Here is an 18,918-nt window from a genome sequence, read left to right on the forward strand (position 1 = left end):
CCAAGGCGCAAGCTTGCATCAACGAACGTCAATACAAGCCGTTCCGGGGCACGATCCGACCCCCGCCACCAGGAGTGAGCCATGTCCGATCAGTCCACCGAGCTGCGCGAAACCGTCCGCCGACGCTACGCCGCCGCAGCCGTGCAGGTCACCGAAGGCGCCGCCGCCTGTTGCGGGCCCGAGCCCGTCGAGGTCGACGAGAACTTCGGCTCCACTCTCTACGCCGCCGACGAACGCGACGCCCTGCCCGCCGAGGCCCTCGCCGCCTCCCTGGGCTGCGGCAACCCCACCGCCGTAGCCGAACTCCAGGAGGGCGAACGCGTCCTCGACCTCGGCTCCGGCGGCGGCATCGACGTCCTGCTCTCGGCCCGCCGAGTCGGCCCCACCGGCAAGGCCTACGGCCTGGACATGACCGACGAGATGCTCGAACTCGCCCTCACCAACGCCGCCAAGGCCAAGGCGCCCAACGTCGAGTTCCTCAAGGGCACCATCGAGTCCATCCCCCTGCCCGCGAACACCATCGACGTCGTGATCTCCAACTGCGTGATCAACCTGTCCACCGACAAGCCCGCCGTCTTCGCCGAGACCTTCCGCGTCCTCAAGCCCGGCGGCCGCATCGGCGTCTTCGACATCGTCGCCGACGACGCCCTGACCCCCGGGCAGCGCGCCGAGCGCGGCGACTACGTCGGCTGCATCGCGGGCACCCTGTCCTTCACGGAGTACCGCGAGGGCCTCGACACGGCGGGCTTCACCGACATCGAGATCACGCCCACGCAGCCCGTCGCCGACGGCATGCACTCGGCCATCGTGCGCGCACTCAAGCCCGTCTCCGCCGCCTCCGCCCAGACGCCCACGAAGGCCGAAGCCGGGACCGCCGGGACCGCCGGCGAATGCTGCGGCGTCACCTCGTGCTGCACGCCGACCGAGCAGTCCACCGACCCGACCCTCACCGCGACCGAGGCCAAGTCGACATCTGGCTGCGCATGCCAAAGCTGAACACAGACGGCTGAGCCCCCTCAGTGCGCGTGGCCACCAGAAGAAGCGGACGAGACCTGGCCCACGCCGGTCTCCAACCAGCCCAAGACCACGGCCAACTCAGCGCCTGCGGGCATGACCCGCCTTTCTGACCTCCACTCAGATCTCAGAGCAGGCTCTCGTCCCGGACGACCCAGCCCGCACCCAGCTCGCGACGCAGCACGTCCAGTGCGGTGAGCGCCTGCCGCTTGAACAGCTGGAGTTCCTCGTCGGACCACGGTGACGGATCCGGCGGGTACGCCCAGTCGATCGACGACTGGTACCGCTCGCTCAGCCTGGCCAACTCGGCCCGTGTCTCCGGACTGATCGGGAGACGTGCCAGATCAACGGGGTAGCCGTACGGGCTGCCCATGTCTTCCGGCCACAGCGGGGTGTCCACACCGGCCTCGAAGAAGAACCGCAGATAGTGGATCATGCCGCACATTCTCACAGACCTGCCGATTCCCACCTGGCCAACTGCGGCCACCACACCGTCGGACTCCTGAACACGCAGACAGACAGCCGGAAGGGACGGCACCGGATGATTCCGGCACCGCCCCTTCCGTTGCGCCTCGATCACCTGCGCGTTCGGGTCACCTGACCGTGAAGGCGGGTACGTGCTGGAACAGGTCGGTGTTGACTCTGATCCGCTTCTGCCTAGGCGGGTCCTGCCCGCCGAGACCACGGTCCGACGACTGCTGGCCCGCATCGACTGCGACGCGCTGGACCTTGCTGTCGGGCGCTGGCTCGCCGACCGCCGCCCGAAAACGACCGGGCTGCGCGGACTCGCGGTGGACGGCAAGAGCCTGCGCGGCGCGGCCAAGGCGAAGGGCCGCAAGATCCACCTGCTCGCCGCACTGGAGCACGCCACTGGCCTGGCCCTGGCCCAGCTGGACGTCGGCGAGTCCGCCCTCCGTCACCGGGCGGGCTTGCCGCCCGCCGACTGGGCCGGGCCGATCAGCTCAGGGCCCACTTCTGGTTGGTGCCGCCGCTGCCACCGCGACAGGTTCGGCTCGACCGAGGTCGGTTGGTGCCAAGTGGTGAACGCCGACGAGTGCGCCGGCTGCAACCGTGGCGAGTGCGACCGCACGGACAAGGGCACGTATCCACCGGCGTCCGAATCCGGAAGGGCCCGACTGTGTCTGCGCGAGGTCTCCTGGTTGGCTTACTGGAGGCGGGACTACTGTGCCGGTGCCGGCGCGAACGGCGGGCAGCCGGCTCCGCGGGGCGGGGCGGTACGACTGACCGCCCCGCCACGCGGCTTCTTCCTACGGCTCAGCCGAGGGTGAGGATGGTGACCGAGTAGGCCGGGACGGTGCGGGCGAAGGCCGATGTCACGCCGCTGAACGACGTGGTGGCCGGGGTGATCTTGTTCGGGTTGCTGAGCGTGTTGGTGTCGGTGGGGGCCGCGGAGCTGAGGGTGGTGGCCGTGCCGGTGGAGGGCAGGGTGCCCGCGCCAGTGAGCTTGATGTTCACGGTCTGCGCGGAGGACGAGGGGTTGACCAGCGTGACGTAGATTCTGCCGGTCGAGGAGTCCTTGGTGACCACGTTGTTGACCGTGCCGGTACCGGCGTACGTGGCGGGCAGCACCTGGTCACCGTGGGCAGAGGCCATCATCTGCTGGACGTAGTAGGCCGGTGAGGCGTAGCTGGTCAGGGCATCGAAGCCGATCAGGTCCGGTGTCCACTTGGGGTTGTTGACGTTGACCAGCAGCGGGGCGTAGGCCTCCTGGGTGACCACGTCGGAGTTGCGCAGCAGCCCGGAGAGCCAGGAAGCGTCGCCGATGGCGGCGTTGAGGTTCGGGGTCGGGCTGCCTTCCCTGGTCCCCCACTCGCCGACCATGGTCTTCACCGTGGCGGTGCGGGACGCGCTGTCGTAGTACGTGGAGTGGTTGTTCATCCAGTCGGCCGTCTCGTAGAAGTGGTCGTCCTGGACGTCCGGGGTGCGGGCCGTCACCTTCGTGCTGGAGATGATCTTCATGGACGGGTACGCGGCCTTGATCGCGTCGTAGAACTGAGCGAAGCGGCCGTTGTCGCCGTCGTAGCTGCCGGACGTGTCGGAGTAGTCCTCGTTGCCGACCTCGACATAGGAAATCTTGAACGGAGCCGGGTGGCCGTCGGCGGCACGCCGCGCGCCCCAGGTGGTGCTGGTGGAGCCGGTGGCGTACTCGATCTCGTCCAGCGCTTCCTGCACATACGGGCCGAGGTCGGACAGCGCCACGTGGGTGCCCCAGAGGCTGTAGCCGGCGTAGACGGCCAGGAGCGGCTGCGCGCCAACGTCCTCGGCCCACTCCAGGTATTCCAGCAGGCCCAGGCCGTCGGTGGACCAGTAGCCCCAGGCGTCGTTCTGGTGGCCGGGACGGGTCCACACCGGGCCGATGGTCTTCTTCCAGTTGAACCGGTTGGCGGGGTTTGCTCCCTCCAGATAGTTCCCACCCGGCTCGCGGATGAAGGAGGGCTTCAGCCCCGCGATCTTCTGCATCAGGTCGGTGCGCAGCCCGTTGGGCCGGTTGTTGTACGTCGGCGGGAAGAGGGAGACGTTGTCCAGCCAGACCGTGGAGCCGGCGCCGCTGGTGGCGGAGACCACGAACCGGTTGGCGGCGGAGGTGGGCGCGCTCGCGGACGCGGTCAGGTGGACGGTGAACTGCTGCCAGGAGGTCGTCAGACCGGTGACCGTCCCGGAGGCGTAGACCGTTCCCGAGGTGCTCTCCACGTCGACGGTGAGCGGACCGGTGAAGCCGGAGCTCGCCTTGGCGAAGAGGGACGCGGTGTACGTCTGGTTCGGGCGGACCGGAATACCCCAGAACCCGCCGTTGGCAACGCCGGCCCGGGCACTGCTGGACGCCGTGTTGATGGAGAGTTTCAGTGACCGGGTGAGCGCGGTGTTCAGCGGATTGCCGCCGTCGAGGGCGATGGCCGAGTCGCCCACGGCCGACCAGCTGGTGGGAGAGGAGGTGCTGGCCATCATCGAGCGGTTCTGGATCAGCTCCGGATACAGGCCGCCCTCACCGGAGTGGTTGAGGTCCTCGGTCATCACACCGAAGAACGTCGAGGGCACACTGTGCGCCGGGTGGGCGACATCGACGTTGAGAGTGCCGCCGCTGAAGCCGGACACCCCGGCGACCTCGGAGCCGGTCAGGGCGTGGTCGTAGAGCTGGACGTCGTCGACGGCCCCGTTGAGGAAGTTGACCGCGCTGCCGGACCACCGGCCGCGGCCGATGGCCGTGGTACCGGTGGCCTTCCAGTTCCCCGTGTAGGGGACGGAGGACTGCAGCAGCCCATTGACGTAGAGCTGCAGCTTTCCGGCCGCGACGTCGTTCACGCCGATGAGCTGGTACCAGGTGCCGGTGGAGGGGGAGGCGGTGGCGTCGGCGCGGGTCTCGGCGGACGACGTGCTGTCGGAGCCGCGCCGGGTGAAGGCGAACTTGCCGGTGGCGCCGCTCAGTTGCAGGTAGAAGCCGCTGACGTTGGTGCCGTCGATGCTCACCGCGGTCTGGAACCCTGACGTGGAGTTGAGCTTCACCCAGGCCACGGCGGAGAATCCGCGGGAGGTGTCCACGGCCGCCCCGGAGGCGGTGGCGGTGGCGGCGGAGGTGCCGTTCAGCGCCAGGGCGGAGGAGCCTGTCTTGCCGGTGGTCCAGGCCGCGGCGGAGCCGAGGGTCGCGGTGTGGCCATTGCCGGTGGAGTCGGCGGCGGTGGTGCCGCTGCCCTCGTCGAAGGCCCAGTGCGCGGGCTCGTTGACTGCCGCGACCTCTGCCGCGGTCATGGCGCCGGAGTAGAACCGGACGTCGTCGACGGAGCCGTTGACGAAGTCGGTGGCGGCCCCGCTCCACAGTCCGCGGCCGATCTCCGTGTGGCCGGCGGCCTTCCAGGCGGTGGTGTACGCGGCGGTTCCCTGGGCCTTGCCGTCCACGTAGAGCCGGAGGGTGCCGGCGGCGACATCGTCCACGCCCACCAGGTGGTACCAGGTGCCGGAGGAGGGGGAGGCGGTGCCGTCCGCACGGGTTTCGGCCCCCGACGTGCTGTCGGAGCCGCGCCGGGTGAACGCGAACTTGCCGGTGGTGCCGCTCAGTTGCAGGTAGAAGCCGCTGACGTTGGTGCCGTCGATGCTCACCACGGTCTGGGCCCCCGACATGGCGTTGAGCTTCACCCAGGCGGAGACGGTGAAGCTCGCCGAAGTGTTCACTACCGGCGAGGGCACGTCGACAGCTCCGCTCGCGCTCTTGTCGAGGCTCACGGCTCCCGGCCCGACCTCACCGGTTGCCCAGGCCGCGCCCGAACCCAGGGTGCCGGTGTGGGCGTTGCCGGAGGAGTCGGCGGCGGTGGTGCCGCTGCCCTCGTCCAGCGCCCAGTGGGCTGCGAGGGCGGGCGCCGCGGCCGCCGGCGTCGTCGTGACGGCCACCAAGCCGCTGAGAAGCAGTGCCGCGCAGGCGGTCACCACACTGACTCTGGTGCGAAGGCGGAGCCGGAGCCCGCTCGGTCTTCTAGACCATTGCATGACATTCCTTTACTGTCGGCGGCCACTCGGCCGGTGAGCCGGACCGCCCCGTGGGCACGGTCCGGCGGTTGAGCGAGCGAGAAAGGCGCGGGGTGGCCCCGTTGGGAGCGACGAGGAACGGCGGGGCCTCGCCGGTGCCAGGTTGGGACGCACACGGACGAGGGAAACAGCGGGGTCGGCCGCTCCGGGGGTGTACCGGCGGCCTCGCCGTGCCCGGCCGCGGCTCAGCGGCGGGTACGGGAGCGGGTGGTCCGCCACCGCGTCCCTTCGTCGGCGGCCACGGCACGAGCGTGGGCGGCTCCCGAACCCGTGAGCGCCCCGGCTTGAAGGCGCCCACGGGTTCGGTCCCTCGTCAGCTCCAGGGGGATGCGGTGAGCCAACTGGTGTCCTGGGTCCAGGACTTCGTGGCGTCCCAGGTGTTGGAGCCGCCGTTGCCGGCGATGTAGGCCGTGTAGTTGTAGTGGCGGATGTACTTGGTCGGGAAGTTGACGGACTGGAAGGAGGTGCCGACTCCGCTGTTGCCCGTGGTGGGGCAGAAGGTGGCGTCCTTCGCGAACGCGCTGCCGCCGTCGTCGACGTTCAGGTTGAGCTGGTAGTTGAAGTGGCGCAGGAACTGGCCGGGCTTGTTGGCGGACTCGAAGGTCAGGCAGGAGGTGTTGGCCAGGCCGGCGCGGACGATCCAGGTGGCGTCGGCCTTGTCGGTGGCCGAGCTGGAGGAGTTGATGCTGGAGATGACGACCTTGGTGTCGGCGTCGTTGTGGCGGAGGTAGTGCGAGGTGCAACAGGGGGCGGTGGTGGCCTGCAGGGAGATCCGGGAGCCGGGGGTGAGCGAACCGGTGCTGGTCGAGCCGCTGTTGTAGCCTGCGGCGGTGATGTTGGCCTGTACGGCGTTCTCGGTGGCGTCCGAGGGGGAGCCCGAGGTCATGACGCCTTCGTAGAAGGTGCCGGCGCTGTCGTTGCTGTTGTCGCCGCCGATGCCGAGGATGATCGCGCCTTGCTTCTTCATCGGGTTGTAGCCGGTGTCGTTGGGGCGTACGCCGCTGTAGAAGGTGGACAGGCCGCCCGACTGGGCGTTGCCGCCGCGGATGGCCCACTGGTTCGGGCCGCCCTTGATGATGGCGGTCACGAACCGGTGGCCAACGGACGGGTCGCCCGCGTTCACGCCGCGGTTGACGCCGGAGAACAGGCCGTTCTCCAGGTCGGCCATGATCCAGGGGCCGTTGCCGCTGCCGGAGCCCCAGCCCTTGCTGTTGCCGAAGTAGATGGCCTCCATGGTGCCGTTGCCGTCGTCGTTGCCGGTCGTCTCGGCGTTGCCGTAGTCGAAGCAGCAGCCGGAGTTGAAGTGCGTGCCGTCGAAGATCGCGTACATGCCCTCGGGCTGGTCGCCGGTCGCGATGCCGTTGGTGTTGTTGTTGCGGTAGCCGGTCCCGGGGGCCACGTAGACGCCGTACGCCTGGTGCCCGCCGACCGTGACCGGCGCCTCGAAGGCGTTGGCCAGGTTGTCGTTCCCGCCCTCGGCAGGCCCGGGCCAGTGGCCCTTGAGCGCCTGGGTGAGCTTGTTGCCCTTGCCGGACTGGTCGTAGATGACGCTTATGACGCAGCTGGTGTTGGCGCAGAAGGAGTCCTGCGCGGCGGCGTCGGCGTATCCGCCGGCGCTCAGCAGGCCGATGTCCTTGGTCGTGTTGTCGGAGGCGCGCCTGACTTGGTACAGCGGGCCGTTGTACGCCCCGTACAGGGCGCGGGTGGTGCTGTGCGCGGCGACGCAGGGGGTGCCGCCCGCGGCGTAGATGTCGCACGGCCCCTGGGTGGCGGCCTGCGAGGTGGCGGCCGTGGCGGTGAGCAGTCCGGCGGCGAGCGCGGCGGTGGCACCCGCCGCGAGCAGCGCGCGTCTGACACCGCGTATCCACGGTGGCTTCGTCATGAAGAATTCCTTCTCGAGGTGGGGTGTGAGGGTGAGCGTCGAGGAACCCTGGCCGAGTAGTCACGTCGTCGCGGCGCGGGATGGGGGAAACCAGGGCGTTCGTGTGGCGGGTGCCAGGAGATGCCGGCGCTCTTTCTGGAGGCGCCGGCATCCCGGTCGGTGCGGGTCAGCTCGTCACGCGGAAGGTGGCGTCGCCGCGTCCCGTCGCGGTGGTGATCGGGTCGAGGCGCAGCAGGTAGGCGTAGTGGCGGATGTAGCGGTCGGGGTAGTTGTACGACTGCAGCCGCTGGGCCGGGGTGTTGGGCCAGCGGGCGAGCACGCGGCTCTCCTCAGCGGCCGTGAGGGTCATGATCGCGCCGTGGCGCTTCGGGGTGCCGCCCATGTCGTAGCTTGACGCGTCCTGAAGCCGGTAGGAGCTGACGCTGAACGGATTGGTCGTCAGGATCGGCCGGTATTCGCGCACGCCGCTCGGGCTGTTGTAGTCGATGTAGAGGGCCCACTCATCGCGGTCCCGGAACTTCATCCACACCGGGCCTTCGACCACGTTACCGGTGACGCCGATGCTGGAGAGGTTGCCGAGGTTGGTCCACGTCCCCAGGATCGAGTTGCTGCCCTCGACATTGTTCTGGCCGTCACCGGAGACCCGCACGTAGCGGTAGGGGCCGCCCGCGGGCACCTCGGTCATCTGGGTGTCGACGACCGCCGTGCTGCCGGGGGGGTCGATCCAGATCTGGGGGGTGGTGATGGTGCGGAAGTCCTTGGTGCGGGCGTAGTAGATGCGGTACTTGAACACGCCGTTCACCGTGGCGTTCGTCGCCCAGTACAGGACGTAGTCGTTGGTCTCGGGGTTCCAGATCGCCTCCGGCGCCCACGCGTTCTTCCCGCCGGGGATCAGTCCGGCGGCGCCGAGCAGCCACGGCTTCGACCAGGTCACCAGGTCCGTCGACTCCCACACCACGAAGCTGGGGCTGCCGTCGGTGTACGTCGAGCCGCAGCGGATGCACAGGTCGGTCGCGATGATCCAGTACTTGGTCCCGTCGGGAGAGCGCACCAGTGCGGGGTCGCGCACCCCCTTCGTGCCGATCAGGGAGTTCAGGACCGGCGCTCCGCCGTTGAGGTCGTTCCAGTGCAGGCCGTCCGTGCTGTGCGCGAGGTACAACATCTGGCCGGTCGCGGAATCGCCGGTGAAATGCACCATCAGGTAGCCGGGGTCGGCGGCGGCCGCCCGCTGGGGTGTGGTCAGGGCTTGGCCTGTGAAGAGGAGGCAGACGGCAAGCACTATCACCGTCAGCCGGGCGCGAAGCGCGGACATGCGGATCTCCTGTCGTGGTGCAGGTGCCACCGTCGGGGCGAAGGGGGAAACCGGGGTGGCGGGGCAAGCTCGGTCTCGGTGTGGGCGGAACGGGACCGGTCACCGCGCGAGCCGGACGGGGCGGATCCGGGGCAACGGGCCGTGTGCGGTGCATGCCACCGTGGTGACGGCGGGCCCGGGCACGCGAGCCGGTGTGACGGCTTCTGCGTCGAAGTCACGACTGTCGCCCGGGTGGGGCGGTCGCGGTCGGGCCGGCCGGACGCTCTGTGGTTTTCGGCGCCCATGAAGGCGCTGCGGGTGGATGCCGCTTCGGCGTCCTGTTCTCAGGGGCTCCTGTTCTCTCTGGCTCAGGCTCGCGCGGCCATCGCCGTCGAAGTGCACCGATGTGAGCGGCGGGTCACCGAATCTCCCCCTCCTGGGGCTGACCGCTGGTGCGCCCGGCGGCGTCCCGTCCCGGTGCTCGGCCGGGGCAAGCCTTCGTAGCCAACTCACTGTCCGAGCGAGTAAGTTGTGCGACATATCGAACGCTGTTCGTGAGATCGGGCAGACAGTAAGTCCGGTAAACAGGGTGCGTCAATACATCCGACGTTTTTTTGACGGGCGGCGTTGGCGGTCGTTGCATGGGGCATGAGTGTCCGTCGTCCGTACCGCAGTGACGTGTCCGATGCCCGTTGGGCCTTGGTCGAACAGGTCTTCACCGCCTGGGAGGCAGACGCACGGGACCGGGCACAGCGGCCCGGGTACACGACTTGCGGGAGATCGTGAACGCGATCCTCTACGTCAACCGCACAGGCACCCCATGGGAGTACCTGCCGCACGACTTCCCGCCGTAGAAGACCGTCTACGGCCCCTACGCGAAGTGGGAAGCGGACGGCACCACCCAGCAGGTCCACCCCGGCATGACCGACGAACATGCGTAGACGGCCTGGGACCGAGAACTCGACGACGTTTTCCTTCGTATCGGCCACCGGTTCGGCCGTGCCGACCTGCGGCGCCGGATGCGGGACTATGTGCGGGGCCTGCTGGCCCTCGTAGGCCGCAAGAACGGCTGACAGCTGTCCGAGTTCGCCGGGCATCGCACTCCCGACGGTCTGCAGCGACTGCTGAATGGGGCGACCTGGGACGCCGACGACGTCCGCGACGACCTCCAGTCCTACGTCGCCGAGCGCCTCGGTGAGGACGGCGGGGTGCTCGTCATCGACGACACCGGCTTCGTCAAGAAGGGCACCACCTCGGCCGGGGTGCAGCGCCAATACTCCGGCACCGCCGGCCGCACCGAGAATTGCCAGATCGGCGTCTTTGCCGCCTACGCGTCGTCCGCGGGACGCGCCCTGGTCGCTGTCGGCGGTGCGACCTCGGGCGCGCGCCCACCGAACGTCCCTTGCCCAGCGGGCAAGCGACGTTCGGTGGGCTTGGACCGGATGCCGGTGTCAGCAGGAGCGCGAGCCCGCGAAGCCGACGCGGACGAGCTTCCACTGCTGGTTCACGCCGCCCCAGTCCGAGTACTGGACGATGCCGGTCCCGTCGGTGGAGGAGAAGCCCGGTACCTCGATGGCCTTCCCGCTGTTGCGGTTGATCAGCCGGACGTATCCGTCCGGTGAGTCCGCCAGCCGGAACTGCTGGTTCAAGCCATCGTGGTCGGTCCACTGGTGGATGGCGGCGTTGTCGGCGGTCGACCAGCTGTCGACGTCCAGCAGCTTGCCGGAGTGCCTCGCCTTCAACCGGTAGTAGCCGCCGCCGGAGTCCACGAACTGGAACTGCTGGTTGGTCCCGTCGTACCGGCCCCACTGCGTGACCGCGGCGCCGTCCGCGGAGCTCGCGCCCGCCACGTCCAGCGCCTTGCCGCTGTTGCGGTTGACCACGACGTACCAGGCGTTCGTGTCCACAGTGCCTGCTTGCGCCGTCGGCGCGCACGCGCGCAAGTCGAAGCGTTCCACCCGCACTTTGCCGCCGAGGGCCTTGGTGGCGTGGTTGAAGACGGCGAAGCGGTAGCCCATGAAGAAATTAGGTCTCTCGTTCATGGTGTAGGCCGGGCCGAGCGGGGTGAAGGTGGTGCCGTCGGTGCTGTAGGAGAACGTCGCCTGGCGGCCCGGTCCCGGGCTGATGTCGGCGGTGGCGCGCAGCCAGACGCGGTTGCCGGACGCGGGGAGGTCGGCGCGGGCCTGCTCGGTGCCGGTGCTGCTGGTGTTCCAGCTGGTGTCCATGGTCAGGCCGTCGAACATCACCAGCCTGCTGACGCCGTCCTGCCGCGTGACGCCGATCCAGGCGGAGGAGTCCCGCAGCATCGCCAGCCCGGCCCGGTCGCCGTCCGCCATCCCGGAGCAGTCGAGCACCACGGTCGCGGTGGAGGCGGGGCCCTGGATGCGGCGGGTGAGGGTGTTACGGGCGCTGTAGAGGTCGTCGGTGACGGTGGCGGTCCTGAGGGTGAGCCCGTTGTTGACGGTGAACGCGGCGGTGTCGGGGTTGTGGTTCCACTCCCAGTACGGCGCCAGCGCCGTCCCCTCGAAGGTGTCGGCGCCGGTCATCGGCGGGAGCGGGTGCGGGGTGACCGGGTAGGGGTATGTCTCGCCCCACGTGCCGTCGACGGTCTGGAGCTCGGGCCAGCCCTGGGCGTTCCAGGTGACCGGGGCCAGGGCGGGGACGCGGCCGCCGGGATAGGCGTCGATGAAGCCCATGTAGTACCAGTCGCCGTTCGGGGTGTCGACCAGCGCGCCCTGGTGCGGTATGCCGCCGCCGGGGATCGGGCCGGGCAGGTTCAACAGCACCTCCCGCATTTCGTACGGGCCGAAGGGGCCTGAGGTGGACTTCCAGATGTACTGGCCGTTGGGCGGGAGGGTGGAGAAGATGTAGTAGTTACCGTTGATCTTGTAGAAGCGGGAGCCCTCCATCATGTGCAACGCGTCGGGCTTGGTGAGCACGTGCTCGGACCTGACCTCGGTGCGCATGTCCGGGGAGAGCTGTGCGACGTGGATCTCGTTGGCGCCGTACGCCACGTACGGGGTGCCGTCGTCGTCGAAGAGCAGCCCCGCGTCGTAGTAGATGCTGCCGATCTCGGCGTGCCGGGTCCAGGGGCCCGCCGCGTCGGTGGCGCTGTATACGTACGACCGCTGGAAGCCGATCTGGCCCAGCCAGTAGAAGGTCTTGTCGCTGGGGCGGTAGCGCATCGAGGACGCGTAGATGCCCTGGACGTACGCCCGTCCGCCGTTGAGGTCGTACGCGTCGCCGAAGTCGAGGACCGGCACCGAGTGGCCGATGAACTCCCAGTTGACCAGGTCGTAGGAGCGCAGGACGGGCGCGCCGGGCGAGTAGTGCATGGTCGAGCCGGTGTAGTAGTACGTGTCGCCGACGCGGATGACCTCGAGGTCGGCGAAGTCCTGCCAGATCACCGGGTTGGTGAACCGCTCCTGCTGGGCCGTCGTGGCCGCCGCCGCGCGCATCGCGTCCATCGCCGGCAGTGTGGCGCCCGCGACCAGGCCGGCGGTGACCGCCAGGACTCTCCGGCGGCTGTGGGGGTGTTGGAGCCAGGACATGCGAGATCAGCTTCCTCACGGGTAAGGGGACAGAGAGCCGAAGTTCGAAATGTCGGACATCATTCTGAGTGTCGAACGGAATATAGGAGGGGGTAGGAGGGGTGTCAACGCCTCGGCGATCAGCGGGTGGTGAGCGGCTCGCCCACAGCAGTCGTCGTTCGGTGATCGTGCGCGCTCCGGGGCTCTCGAAGTCGTCCGGGCCGACTCCTCGTGGTCATGCCGGGAGGCTGTCCCCGTCGGAGCCCGGCCAAGTCCCGACCCCACTCGTTGGAGGGGCGGTCCGGCAAGACCACCCCTGACATGCCATCAGCCCACTACACTCCCGACGATGCCTCTGACCAGGCCAGATAGCGAAACGCTGCTGGAGTATTGGGCTGGACCCCAATGGTCGTGCCCTCGCACGCGCACACGCCTTCATCGCTACCCCTTACAAGCCGATCCCGCGGCATCCGTTGGCGATCGGACTTGAAGAACCGCTTCATCCGCCGATATTTCCCCGACGGGACATCACAAGACCTGGCCATTGGACTGACTCCCTACGGGGTGGACAAGGGCCGCCTCCCCAAGTACATACTCATCATCGGGAAGCCGGATGTAATCCCTGGTCCGTGCAGTACGCACTCGGTACCCGCCAGGCTGTCGGACGCCTGCCGCTATCCGGTGACGGGCTGTGCGCCTACATAGAGGCCCTGCAGAACGGCTGGTCGGCTGCCGAAGCGGACTGCCAGCGGGCCCTGGTGTGGACTGTGGACCACGGCGGGTCAGACATCACGACAGAAATGCGAACGGTCATCTCGGATCCCATCGCAGAGGCACTGACGCCCCCTCCACTGTCGACGTTCTGCCGTGCCGGTGCGGGTCAGCGCACTGGCCCCGCTGGCCACTGATCTACCGAAGTCGATGACGCGGGGGCCGCCGGCGGCCAGGAGGATGTTGGAGGCTTCAGGTCGCGGTGGACGACCCCGGCGGCGTGGATCGCCTCCAGCGCCTCGGCGAGCCCGGCGCCCAGCGCAAGGACCGGCCGGGCGGGCCAGGGGCCGTGCTTGGCGATCGCCTCAGCCAGGGAGACGCCGGGCACCTAGACGGTGGCCAGCCAGGCCGGGGAGCCGTCCGGGTCGGCGTCGACGACGCTGGCGGTGAAGGCCCCGTTGACCAGCTGGGCGGCGGCCACTTCGCGGGCGAAGCGGAGCCGTAACTCGTCGTCCCGGGCCAGGTCGGCGCGGACCACCTTCACCGCGACCGGGCGCCCGCCGGGCGAACGCGCCAGATACACCTGACCCATGCCGCCCGCGCCGAGCCGGGCCATGATCCGGTAGCGCCCCAGCTGCCGCGGGTCTTCCGGCTCCAGGTCCTCGAACACACCCACCCCACGCCCCCCTTGCCCTGCCTGCGGCCCCGGGACCGCTGTCGCGTAGATGCCGCATCATTCCCCACAGCCTCTTCTGCTCCGGAAGGCGGACGCCCTGGCCGGAAGCTGGGTGCGGGGTCGGTATGGCCAGTCCAAAAGCCAGATGTAGGGGTGGTTGCTCGTTGCGCCACTTCACGTAGTGGGGACGGAGTCCCCACTCACAGCGCCCAACGAAGTACGTCAGAAGGCAGCGCCGGGCCATGGTCGCGTGCCGCTCTCACGCAGGTCACTCACCCGCAACCGCACCCGCCGCGCCCCTGACCTGCGCGTTCAAGCCAGGGGGGTCGCTTCTCCCGCAGCGGTGCGGGGACCCTTGCGGAGCTGACGGCGCTGGGCAAGCCCGCGCTGTTCGTGCCGCTGGCGTCGTCGGCGGGCAACGAGCAGGCGCACAACGCGCGGCATTTGCAGGAGGCCGGGGCCGCGATAACGGGAAGCGTGGAACGGAAGTCACCTGCCTTGCCGCACGGGCGCGTCCGACTGCCCGGAGGTGGGGCGCGGGGACCTCGGCAATCGGCCGTTCGCCATCACCGGACGGTGCTCGGCGGCGTCACGCGGAGGCGAAGCCGGGGGCGGTGGTCCCCGCAAGCATGGAGGCGCGTGGAACGGACCGGCCCTGAAGGCACTGCCCGAGCCAAGGGCCTCCCTGGTGCGGCGCTTCGGTGCCCGCTGCTCGCGGACGGGAGCGGTCCCGTCCCACGCCGGGAGGTGGGGCGCGTCGCTCGTCGGAAAACGAAACGACCGGACTGGCTGGTTCTCTTGACGTGGCCCTAACGGGAAGTTTACCTTCTGGCCGAAGTTACGTACGGCGTTCGAAAATGCGAACGGGCGTTCTCTGGGGGAGCTGCCCCATGACGCGCACCCATCATCGGCTCAAGCTGGGGCAGCCCCCCCCCCCCCCCCCCCCCCGACGCTGCCCTTCCACTCCTCACCCGGCTACGGCGACCGTGAGTGCCTCGACTCCACCGTCACTTGCACGTCGCACCCGCGTGAAGACAGGAGACGCTCACGCATGCGGTTTTCTTCCGGCGGCCGGCGACATGGGTCGCCGCCGACCCGCTCTCACGGCTCAGCCCTTGACCGCCCCCAGCGGGCTGCCGCAGCCGAGCAGGGCTCCTCGATGACGCGGTTCATCAGAGTGGGAGCGCCCGGCCGGCACAGGTACAGCGACGCCACCTTCCGCCTGACGAACTGACCCGACGGACCCGCGGCACCCTCCCGCTCCTTCGCTTTCGTAGGGAGGCCGTCGGTGCCGCACGCCTGTGAAAACCGCATCGAGAGGAAAGACCTTGTTGGCAAGACTGATCAGGAGAGCGGCGTTCCTCATCGCTCTAGTGGCGCTGGCCACGGGAGTGGCCGTGCCCGCACAGCCGGCCGCGGCGGCGGACGCCGACTCCGCCTATGTGATGGGCTATTTCAAGGAGTCGCTCAGCGGCGCGGGCAACGTCAACGCCCTGCACCTCGCGGTCAGTGACGACGGCCGGGAGTGGACGCCGCTCAACGACAACAACCCGATCCTCACTCCCACCGCGGGCACCAAGGGCATCCGCGACCCGTTCCTGTACCGGCTGCGCGACGGCAGCTGGGTCGTGCTCGCGACCGACATCGCGGTGGGCGGCGACTTCTCCAAGGCCAACCCGAACATCCACGTCTGGACCTCGCCGGACCTGGTGAACTGGTCGGCGGACCGGCTGCTCAAGGTCAACGGCACCAACCCGAACTCGTACAGCTGGGCCCCGGCCATCCACTGGGACCCGGTCCGAAGTGCCTACGGCATCACGTTCTCCACGGTCCCGCAGGGCATGTCACACTCGGTGATCGCCGCCGCCTACACGACCGACTTCGTCACCGCCACCAACCCCGTGGTCTTCCACGACACGGGCTCCAACACCATCGACTCCGACGTCGTCACCGGCGTCAACGGCCAGAACTACCTGTACTACAAAAGCAACGGCCTACTCATCGGGGCGCGGTCGACGTCGGTCGAACCGGGCAGCTTCACCCAGTACACCCAGGGCGTCGCCGAGAACCAATGCACCGAGGCACCCACACTGGTGAAGTCGCTCACCTCGTCCACCTGGTCCCTGTGGGGTGACACCTACTGCCCCAACGCCAAGTTCGACCTGTGGCAGGGTGACCTGGTGTCGGGAGCATGGACCAAGGTCGGCCGCCAGTCTTACACCGCACCGCTGAACGCCAAGCACAACACCATCCAACCGATCACCGCCGCCGATCGCGACCGCCTCCTCGCCCGGTACGGCGGCACCAGCTGGAACCTCCTGAAGTCGTACAACTTCCCCGGCCGCTACGTCCGCCACGAGAACAACGCCGGCCGCATCAGCGAACTGCCCTTCGACCCCTACCAAGACGCGCAGTGGCGGCTGCGGCCCGGCCTGTCCGACCCCAACGGCGTGTCGTTCGAGTCGGTCAACTTCCCCGGCTACTACATGAAGCAGGAGAACTTCACGATCAAGCTGGTCCGCAACGACGGCACGGCCGGCTTCGCCACCGACGCCACCTTCACCCGCGTCGCCGGCCTCGCCGACGGGAAGTGGTCCTCGTTCCGCTCGGCCCGGTTCCCGACGCGCTACCTGCGGCACTACTCGTTCGCCCTGCGGCTCGACGAGATCTCGACCGCGACGGACCGCGCCGACGCCACCTTCAACATCGTCTACTGACCCACCGGACGAGCCCACCACCCCGCGCCTGCCCGTCACCAGGCGGCGGGGCGGTGGCGACTTCCACGTCGGCCGCACCAACACTCCTCGCCCAGGCGGCGAGCAGCACGGCCGCCGGGCTACTCGCTCCGGCCCGGCGCGGTCATCCGTGGACGGGTGGTCGTTCCTCGCCGGGTGGGGCAGCCGTGACACGCTGGACGTCCCCTGGGGTGGCATGGAGGCCATGGCTGCCGATCTGCTTCGGGTCGGCGTGAAGTGCACGATCAAGCGGACCAAGGTGAAGGGTGCACGCGCCCCGCACATCCGAATGAGGCTCATGATCCCCAAGGACGTGCGGGACCGCCTGATCCTCAAGGAAGACGACTTCGCAGAAGCCTTCTGACACTGGCCGGACACGAACGGGAGCCGCCTTCTCCAACGCAGCGGGGAAGGCGGCTCCCTTGTGTCATTCGAACCACGCTGTGGGGTCGAACGGCTCTTCAATGCCGCTCTCGTCCACGATCACGATTTCACTCTCTATCGCGCTCTCGACCGTTGCCCGAGGCAGAGGAGTCGTCGCCGGAGAGGACGCCCGAGTTCCGCACTCGGGAACGACCGCCGTCACAGCCACTCACCCCACTGCTCCGCGTCTTCCCTTGCCTCCCTGGCCAGTTGGAGACTCTGCGCGCGACTCTCGGCGATGCCGTAGGCCATGTCAGCCTCACCGGGGGTGTAGCCCGAGCCGACGTAGCGCCAGGCCGCTTCCGTGACCATGTCCGGGCCGTCCAGGGGATTGGCGTCGCCCCGGCGATAGTCGGCCCGTTCCTCGCGCAGTGCGCCGTACGTGGTGGAGTAGCGGCGGGACTTGGTGAGGATGTGGCCCCGGTAGCCGAGGCTGTGAGTCCAGGGGCGCAGCCGGAGGTGTTCGAGTTCGGGCAGGCCGCCCAGGCGCCAGCAGGTACCCATGAGGGCGCGGACGTGGTGGTTGACGACCGCCGCGCGGATGTCCTCCAGGCTGGTAACCCGGTAGTCCACTCCGGCGCCTGTCTCTCCCGCACCCTTGGTCACGTACTTCGCCACGTATCCGGCGACCGCCGCATCTGACGGCACGTCACCATCAGGGAGTGGCCGGATGGGATGGGCGTCGAACTGCCCGCCCCAGCCAACCCGTTCCGTCCCGTACGCGTCGGAATCGGCCACCGTGACGAAGCTGGATGCGGCGGCATGCTCGACCGCATCCAACAGCACGTTCTCTGTCGCCCAGGCCGGAGCCGACGAGGCGGCACCGTCCGGGCCGTCGAGGCGCACCACCGCATGAAAGTGGATGGCCGCGCGCCGCTGGAACTCGGCAACCTTGGCGAACGACACCACCAGGTGCTCACCGAGCTTGGAGCGCGGTATCCCACCGGCCGAAGCCAGGTAGCGGCGCATGGCGGTGGTGAACCGGTTCCACAGCCGCCCCGCATGCGCGTGCCACAGCACATGACCCACGTAGTCGTAGCAGTCCGGGCACAACGGCAGACCCACCAGCGGCTCATCCTCCGTGTGCACCAGGCCGCAGCCGAGCCGCCGCCCGTGCTCACAGTGCGGATCATGCCGGCGCGGACGGCACGCCTGCCCGTCCAGAACACGATGCACCGGCCCGAACGACGGAGCGGTCAGGGTGACGAACAACCGGGGGTGATCCTTCACCGACTCCGGAACACCCTTCCCGCCGGACAGGCCCGCACGCACGAGCTGAAAGGTGTCCCCGGCATGCAGGCGAGAGCACGGCTCACACGCCGAGGCACGCCGGTTACGGCAGCGCACGGCCAGCCGCTCACCAGGTTCCCCGTCGGTCGAGTAGGACGAGATCACCTCACCCGTGAGGGCATCACGAGTGACGGTGGAGCCGGACAGGTAAATCGGATTGGCACAGCCACCAATGGATTCGATCTGCTCCTTCCAACGCGAAAAGAGCGGATCGTTGAGGAGCCGTATAAGGTCACGGTCCGCCTCTGAGAGAGCTTGGAGACGTAGTTCGCGTGCCAGCACGTCGGAACGCCCGGCCGGAGCGGACGACGCGACGGACGGGCGGGTTGCAGGTGGGGCGCTGCGTGCGGATTCGGCAGACATGGCGCGGCCTCCAGAGCCTCAAATCAGGGAGTAGATAACGGGTGTTCATGACTTCTCTCCTTTGCGCTTACAGGGCGCTTATGCTGCGTACGCCCTGTTCAGGCGCAGCCAACTTGCCTTTGAATAATATCGACTGCCACTGACAGTGGCCTGTGAATTTCTCGTGACAGGAAACCGACAGGCGATTTCGACGGTTGCATGGAATTCCGTACTGAAATCGACTGTAGTAAGAGACGCATCAGTTCTCGTCGACCAGGATGGTTTCGCGCAACAGGCCGAATTTACGTCGAGGGCTGAGCAGTTGAGTATGCGTCAGGAAATCCGGCATCGGCGGGGCTCTGAGTGTCTGTCCGGCCGGTTGCGCCTCGGTGCCACGGGTCCATCGGGAGACGGGAGCGAGCAGGGGTCGGGGCCGTGGCGTAATTTGGCTTTACTTCTTCCAGCCAGCCCAAGAGCCCGCCTCTCAC

The 18,918-nt window shown here is 68.6% G+C and carries 10 protein-coding genes and 5 pseudogenes; 7 read left to right on the top strand and 8 right to left on the bottom strand.

All coding sequences use genetic code 11. The annotated features are described in order from the left end of the window. Positions 1-81: 81 nt before the first annotated feature. On the top strand, positions 82-996 hold the full coding sequence (locus OOK07_RS14110) for an arsenite methyltransferase (RefSeq protein WP_266796759.1): 915 nt from the start codon (positions 82-84) through the stop codon (positions 994-996). Positions 997-1,141: 145 nt separating this feature from the next. Here the strand turns inward: OOK07_RS14110 and OOK07_RS14115 are convergent, their stop codons facing one another. Continuing rightward, positions 1,142-1,450: an immunity protein CdiI family protein gene (locus OOK07_RS14115; protein ID WP_266796761.1), complete on the bottom strand. Its 309-nt coding sequence runs from the start codon at positions 1,448-1,450 to the stop codon at positions 1,142-1,144. Between the two features lie 181 nt (positions 1,451-1,631). On the opposite strand from OOK07_RS14115, the gene OOK07_RS14120 reads away from it, so the two are divergent. Beyond that, the gene (locus OOK07_RS14120; RefSeq protein ID WP_266796764.1) at positions 1,632-2,303 is read left to right on the top strand and encodes a hypothetical protein; all 672 of its coding nucleotides are present in this window, start codon (positions 1,632-1,634) and stop codon (positions 2,301-2,303) included. Here OOK07_RS14120 and OOK07_RS14125 read toward each other — a convergent pair. The 3 genes from OOK07_RS14125 to OOK07_RS14135 all read right to left on the bottom strand — a co-directional run bounded on the left by OOK07_RS14125 (position 2,290) and on the right by OOK07_RS14135 (position 8,744). After that, positions 2,290-5,451 (bottom strand): alpha-L-arabinofuranosidase family protein, encoded by a 3,162-nt coding sequence (locus tag OOK07_RS14125; protein WP_266796765.1) that lies wholly within the window; start codon positions 5,449-5,451, stop codon positions 2,290-2,292. The genes OOK07_RS14120 and OOK07_RS14125 overlap by 14 nt on opposite strands. A 412-nt stretch (positions 5,452-5,863) precedes the next feature. Beyond that, positions 5,864-7,432 carry an alpha-L-arabinofuranosidase B gene (locus OOK07_RS14130; RefSeq protein WP_266796766.1) on the bottom strand — a complete coding sequence of 523 codons (1,569 nt, stop codon included), beginning with the start codon at positions 7,430-7,432 and terminating at the stop codon, positions 5,864-5,866. Positions 7,433-7,598: 166 nt separating this feature from the next. Next, complete coding sequence (locus OOK07_RS14135; protein WP_266796768.1) at positions 7,599-8,744, bottom strand: AbfB domain-containing protein; 1,146 nt, start codon at positions 8,742-8,744, stop codon at positions 7,599-7,601. Positions 8,745-9,481: 737 nt separating this feature from the next. Here OOK07_RS14135 and OOK07_RS14140 point away from each other — a divergent pair. Further along, positions 9,482-9,574 (top strand): annotated as a pseudogene (locus tag OOK07_RS14140) (transposase); the annotation flags it as partial. A 129-nt stretch (positions 9,575-9,703) separates the two neighbouring features. Further along, positions 9,704-10,081 (top strand): annotated as a pseudogene (locus OOK07_RS14145) (IS701 family transposase); the annotation flags it as partial. A gap of 93 nt (positions 10,082-10,174) precedes the next feature. Here OOK07_RS14145 and OOK07_RS14150 read toward each other — a convergent pair. From OOK07_RS14150 to OOK07_RS14160, 3 genes and pseudogenes are all read right to left on the bottom strand, one after another. After that, positions 10,175-10,687, bottom strand: a complete 513-nt coding sequence (locus OOK07_RS14150; RefSeq protein WP_266801945.1) for an RICIN domain-containing protein — start codon at positions 10,685-10,687, stop codon at positions 10,175-10,177. Next, positions 10,664-12,274 (bottom strand): annotated as a pseudogene (locus OOK07_RS14155) (glycoside hydrolase 43 family protein); the annotation flags it as partial. The gene OOK07_RS14150 and the pseudogene OOK07_RS14155, both read right to left, overlap by 24 nt. Positions 12,275-13,122: 848 nt before the next feature. Next, positions 13,123-13,580, bottom strand: a pseudogene (locus tag OOK07_RS14160) (serine/threonine-protein kinase); the annotation flags it as partial. A 393-nt stretch (positions 13,581-13,973) separates the two neighbouring features. Between OOK07_RS14160 and OOK07_RS14165 the strand changes: the two are divergent. From OOK07_RS14165 to OOK07_RS14175, 3 genes and pseudogenes are all read left to right on the top strand, one after another. Next, positions 13,974-14,108: pseudogene (locus OOK07_RS14165) on the top strand (glycosyltransferase); the annotation flags it as partial. An 860-nt stretch (positions 14,109-14,968) separates the two neighbouring features. Then, positions 14,969-16,357: a glycoside hydrolase family 43 protein gene (locus OOK07_RS14170; RefSeq protein WP_266796770.1), complete on the top strand. Its 1,389-nt coding sequence runs from the start codon at positions 14,969-14,971 to the stop codon at positions 16,355-16,357. 223 nt (positions 16,358-16,580) lie between these two features. Beyond that, positions 16,581-16,739 carry a hypothetical protein gene (locus OOK07_RS14175; protein ID WP_406311680.1) on the top strand — a complete coding sequence of 53 codons (159 nt, stop codon included), beginning with the start codon at positions 16,581-16,583 and terminating at the stop codon, positions 16,737-16,739. Between the two features lie 218 nt (positions 16,740-16,957). Here OOK07_RS14175 and OOK07_RS14180 read toward each other — a convergent pair whose 3' ends face one another. After that, on the bottom strand, positions 16,958-18,451 hold the full coding sequence (locus OOK07_RS14180; protein WP_323182952.1) for a replication initiator: 1,494 nt from the start codon (positions 18,449-18,451) through the stop codon (positions 16,958-16,960). Between the last annotated feature and the right edge of the window lie 467 nt (positions 18,452-18,918).

Source organism: Streptomyces sp. NBC_00078, from assembly GCF_026343335.1.
Taxonomy (GTDB): domain Bacteria; phylum Actinomycetota; class Actinomycetes; order Streptomycetales; family Streptomycetaceae; genus Streptomyces.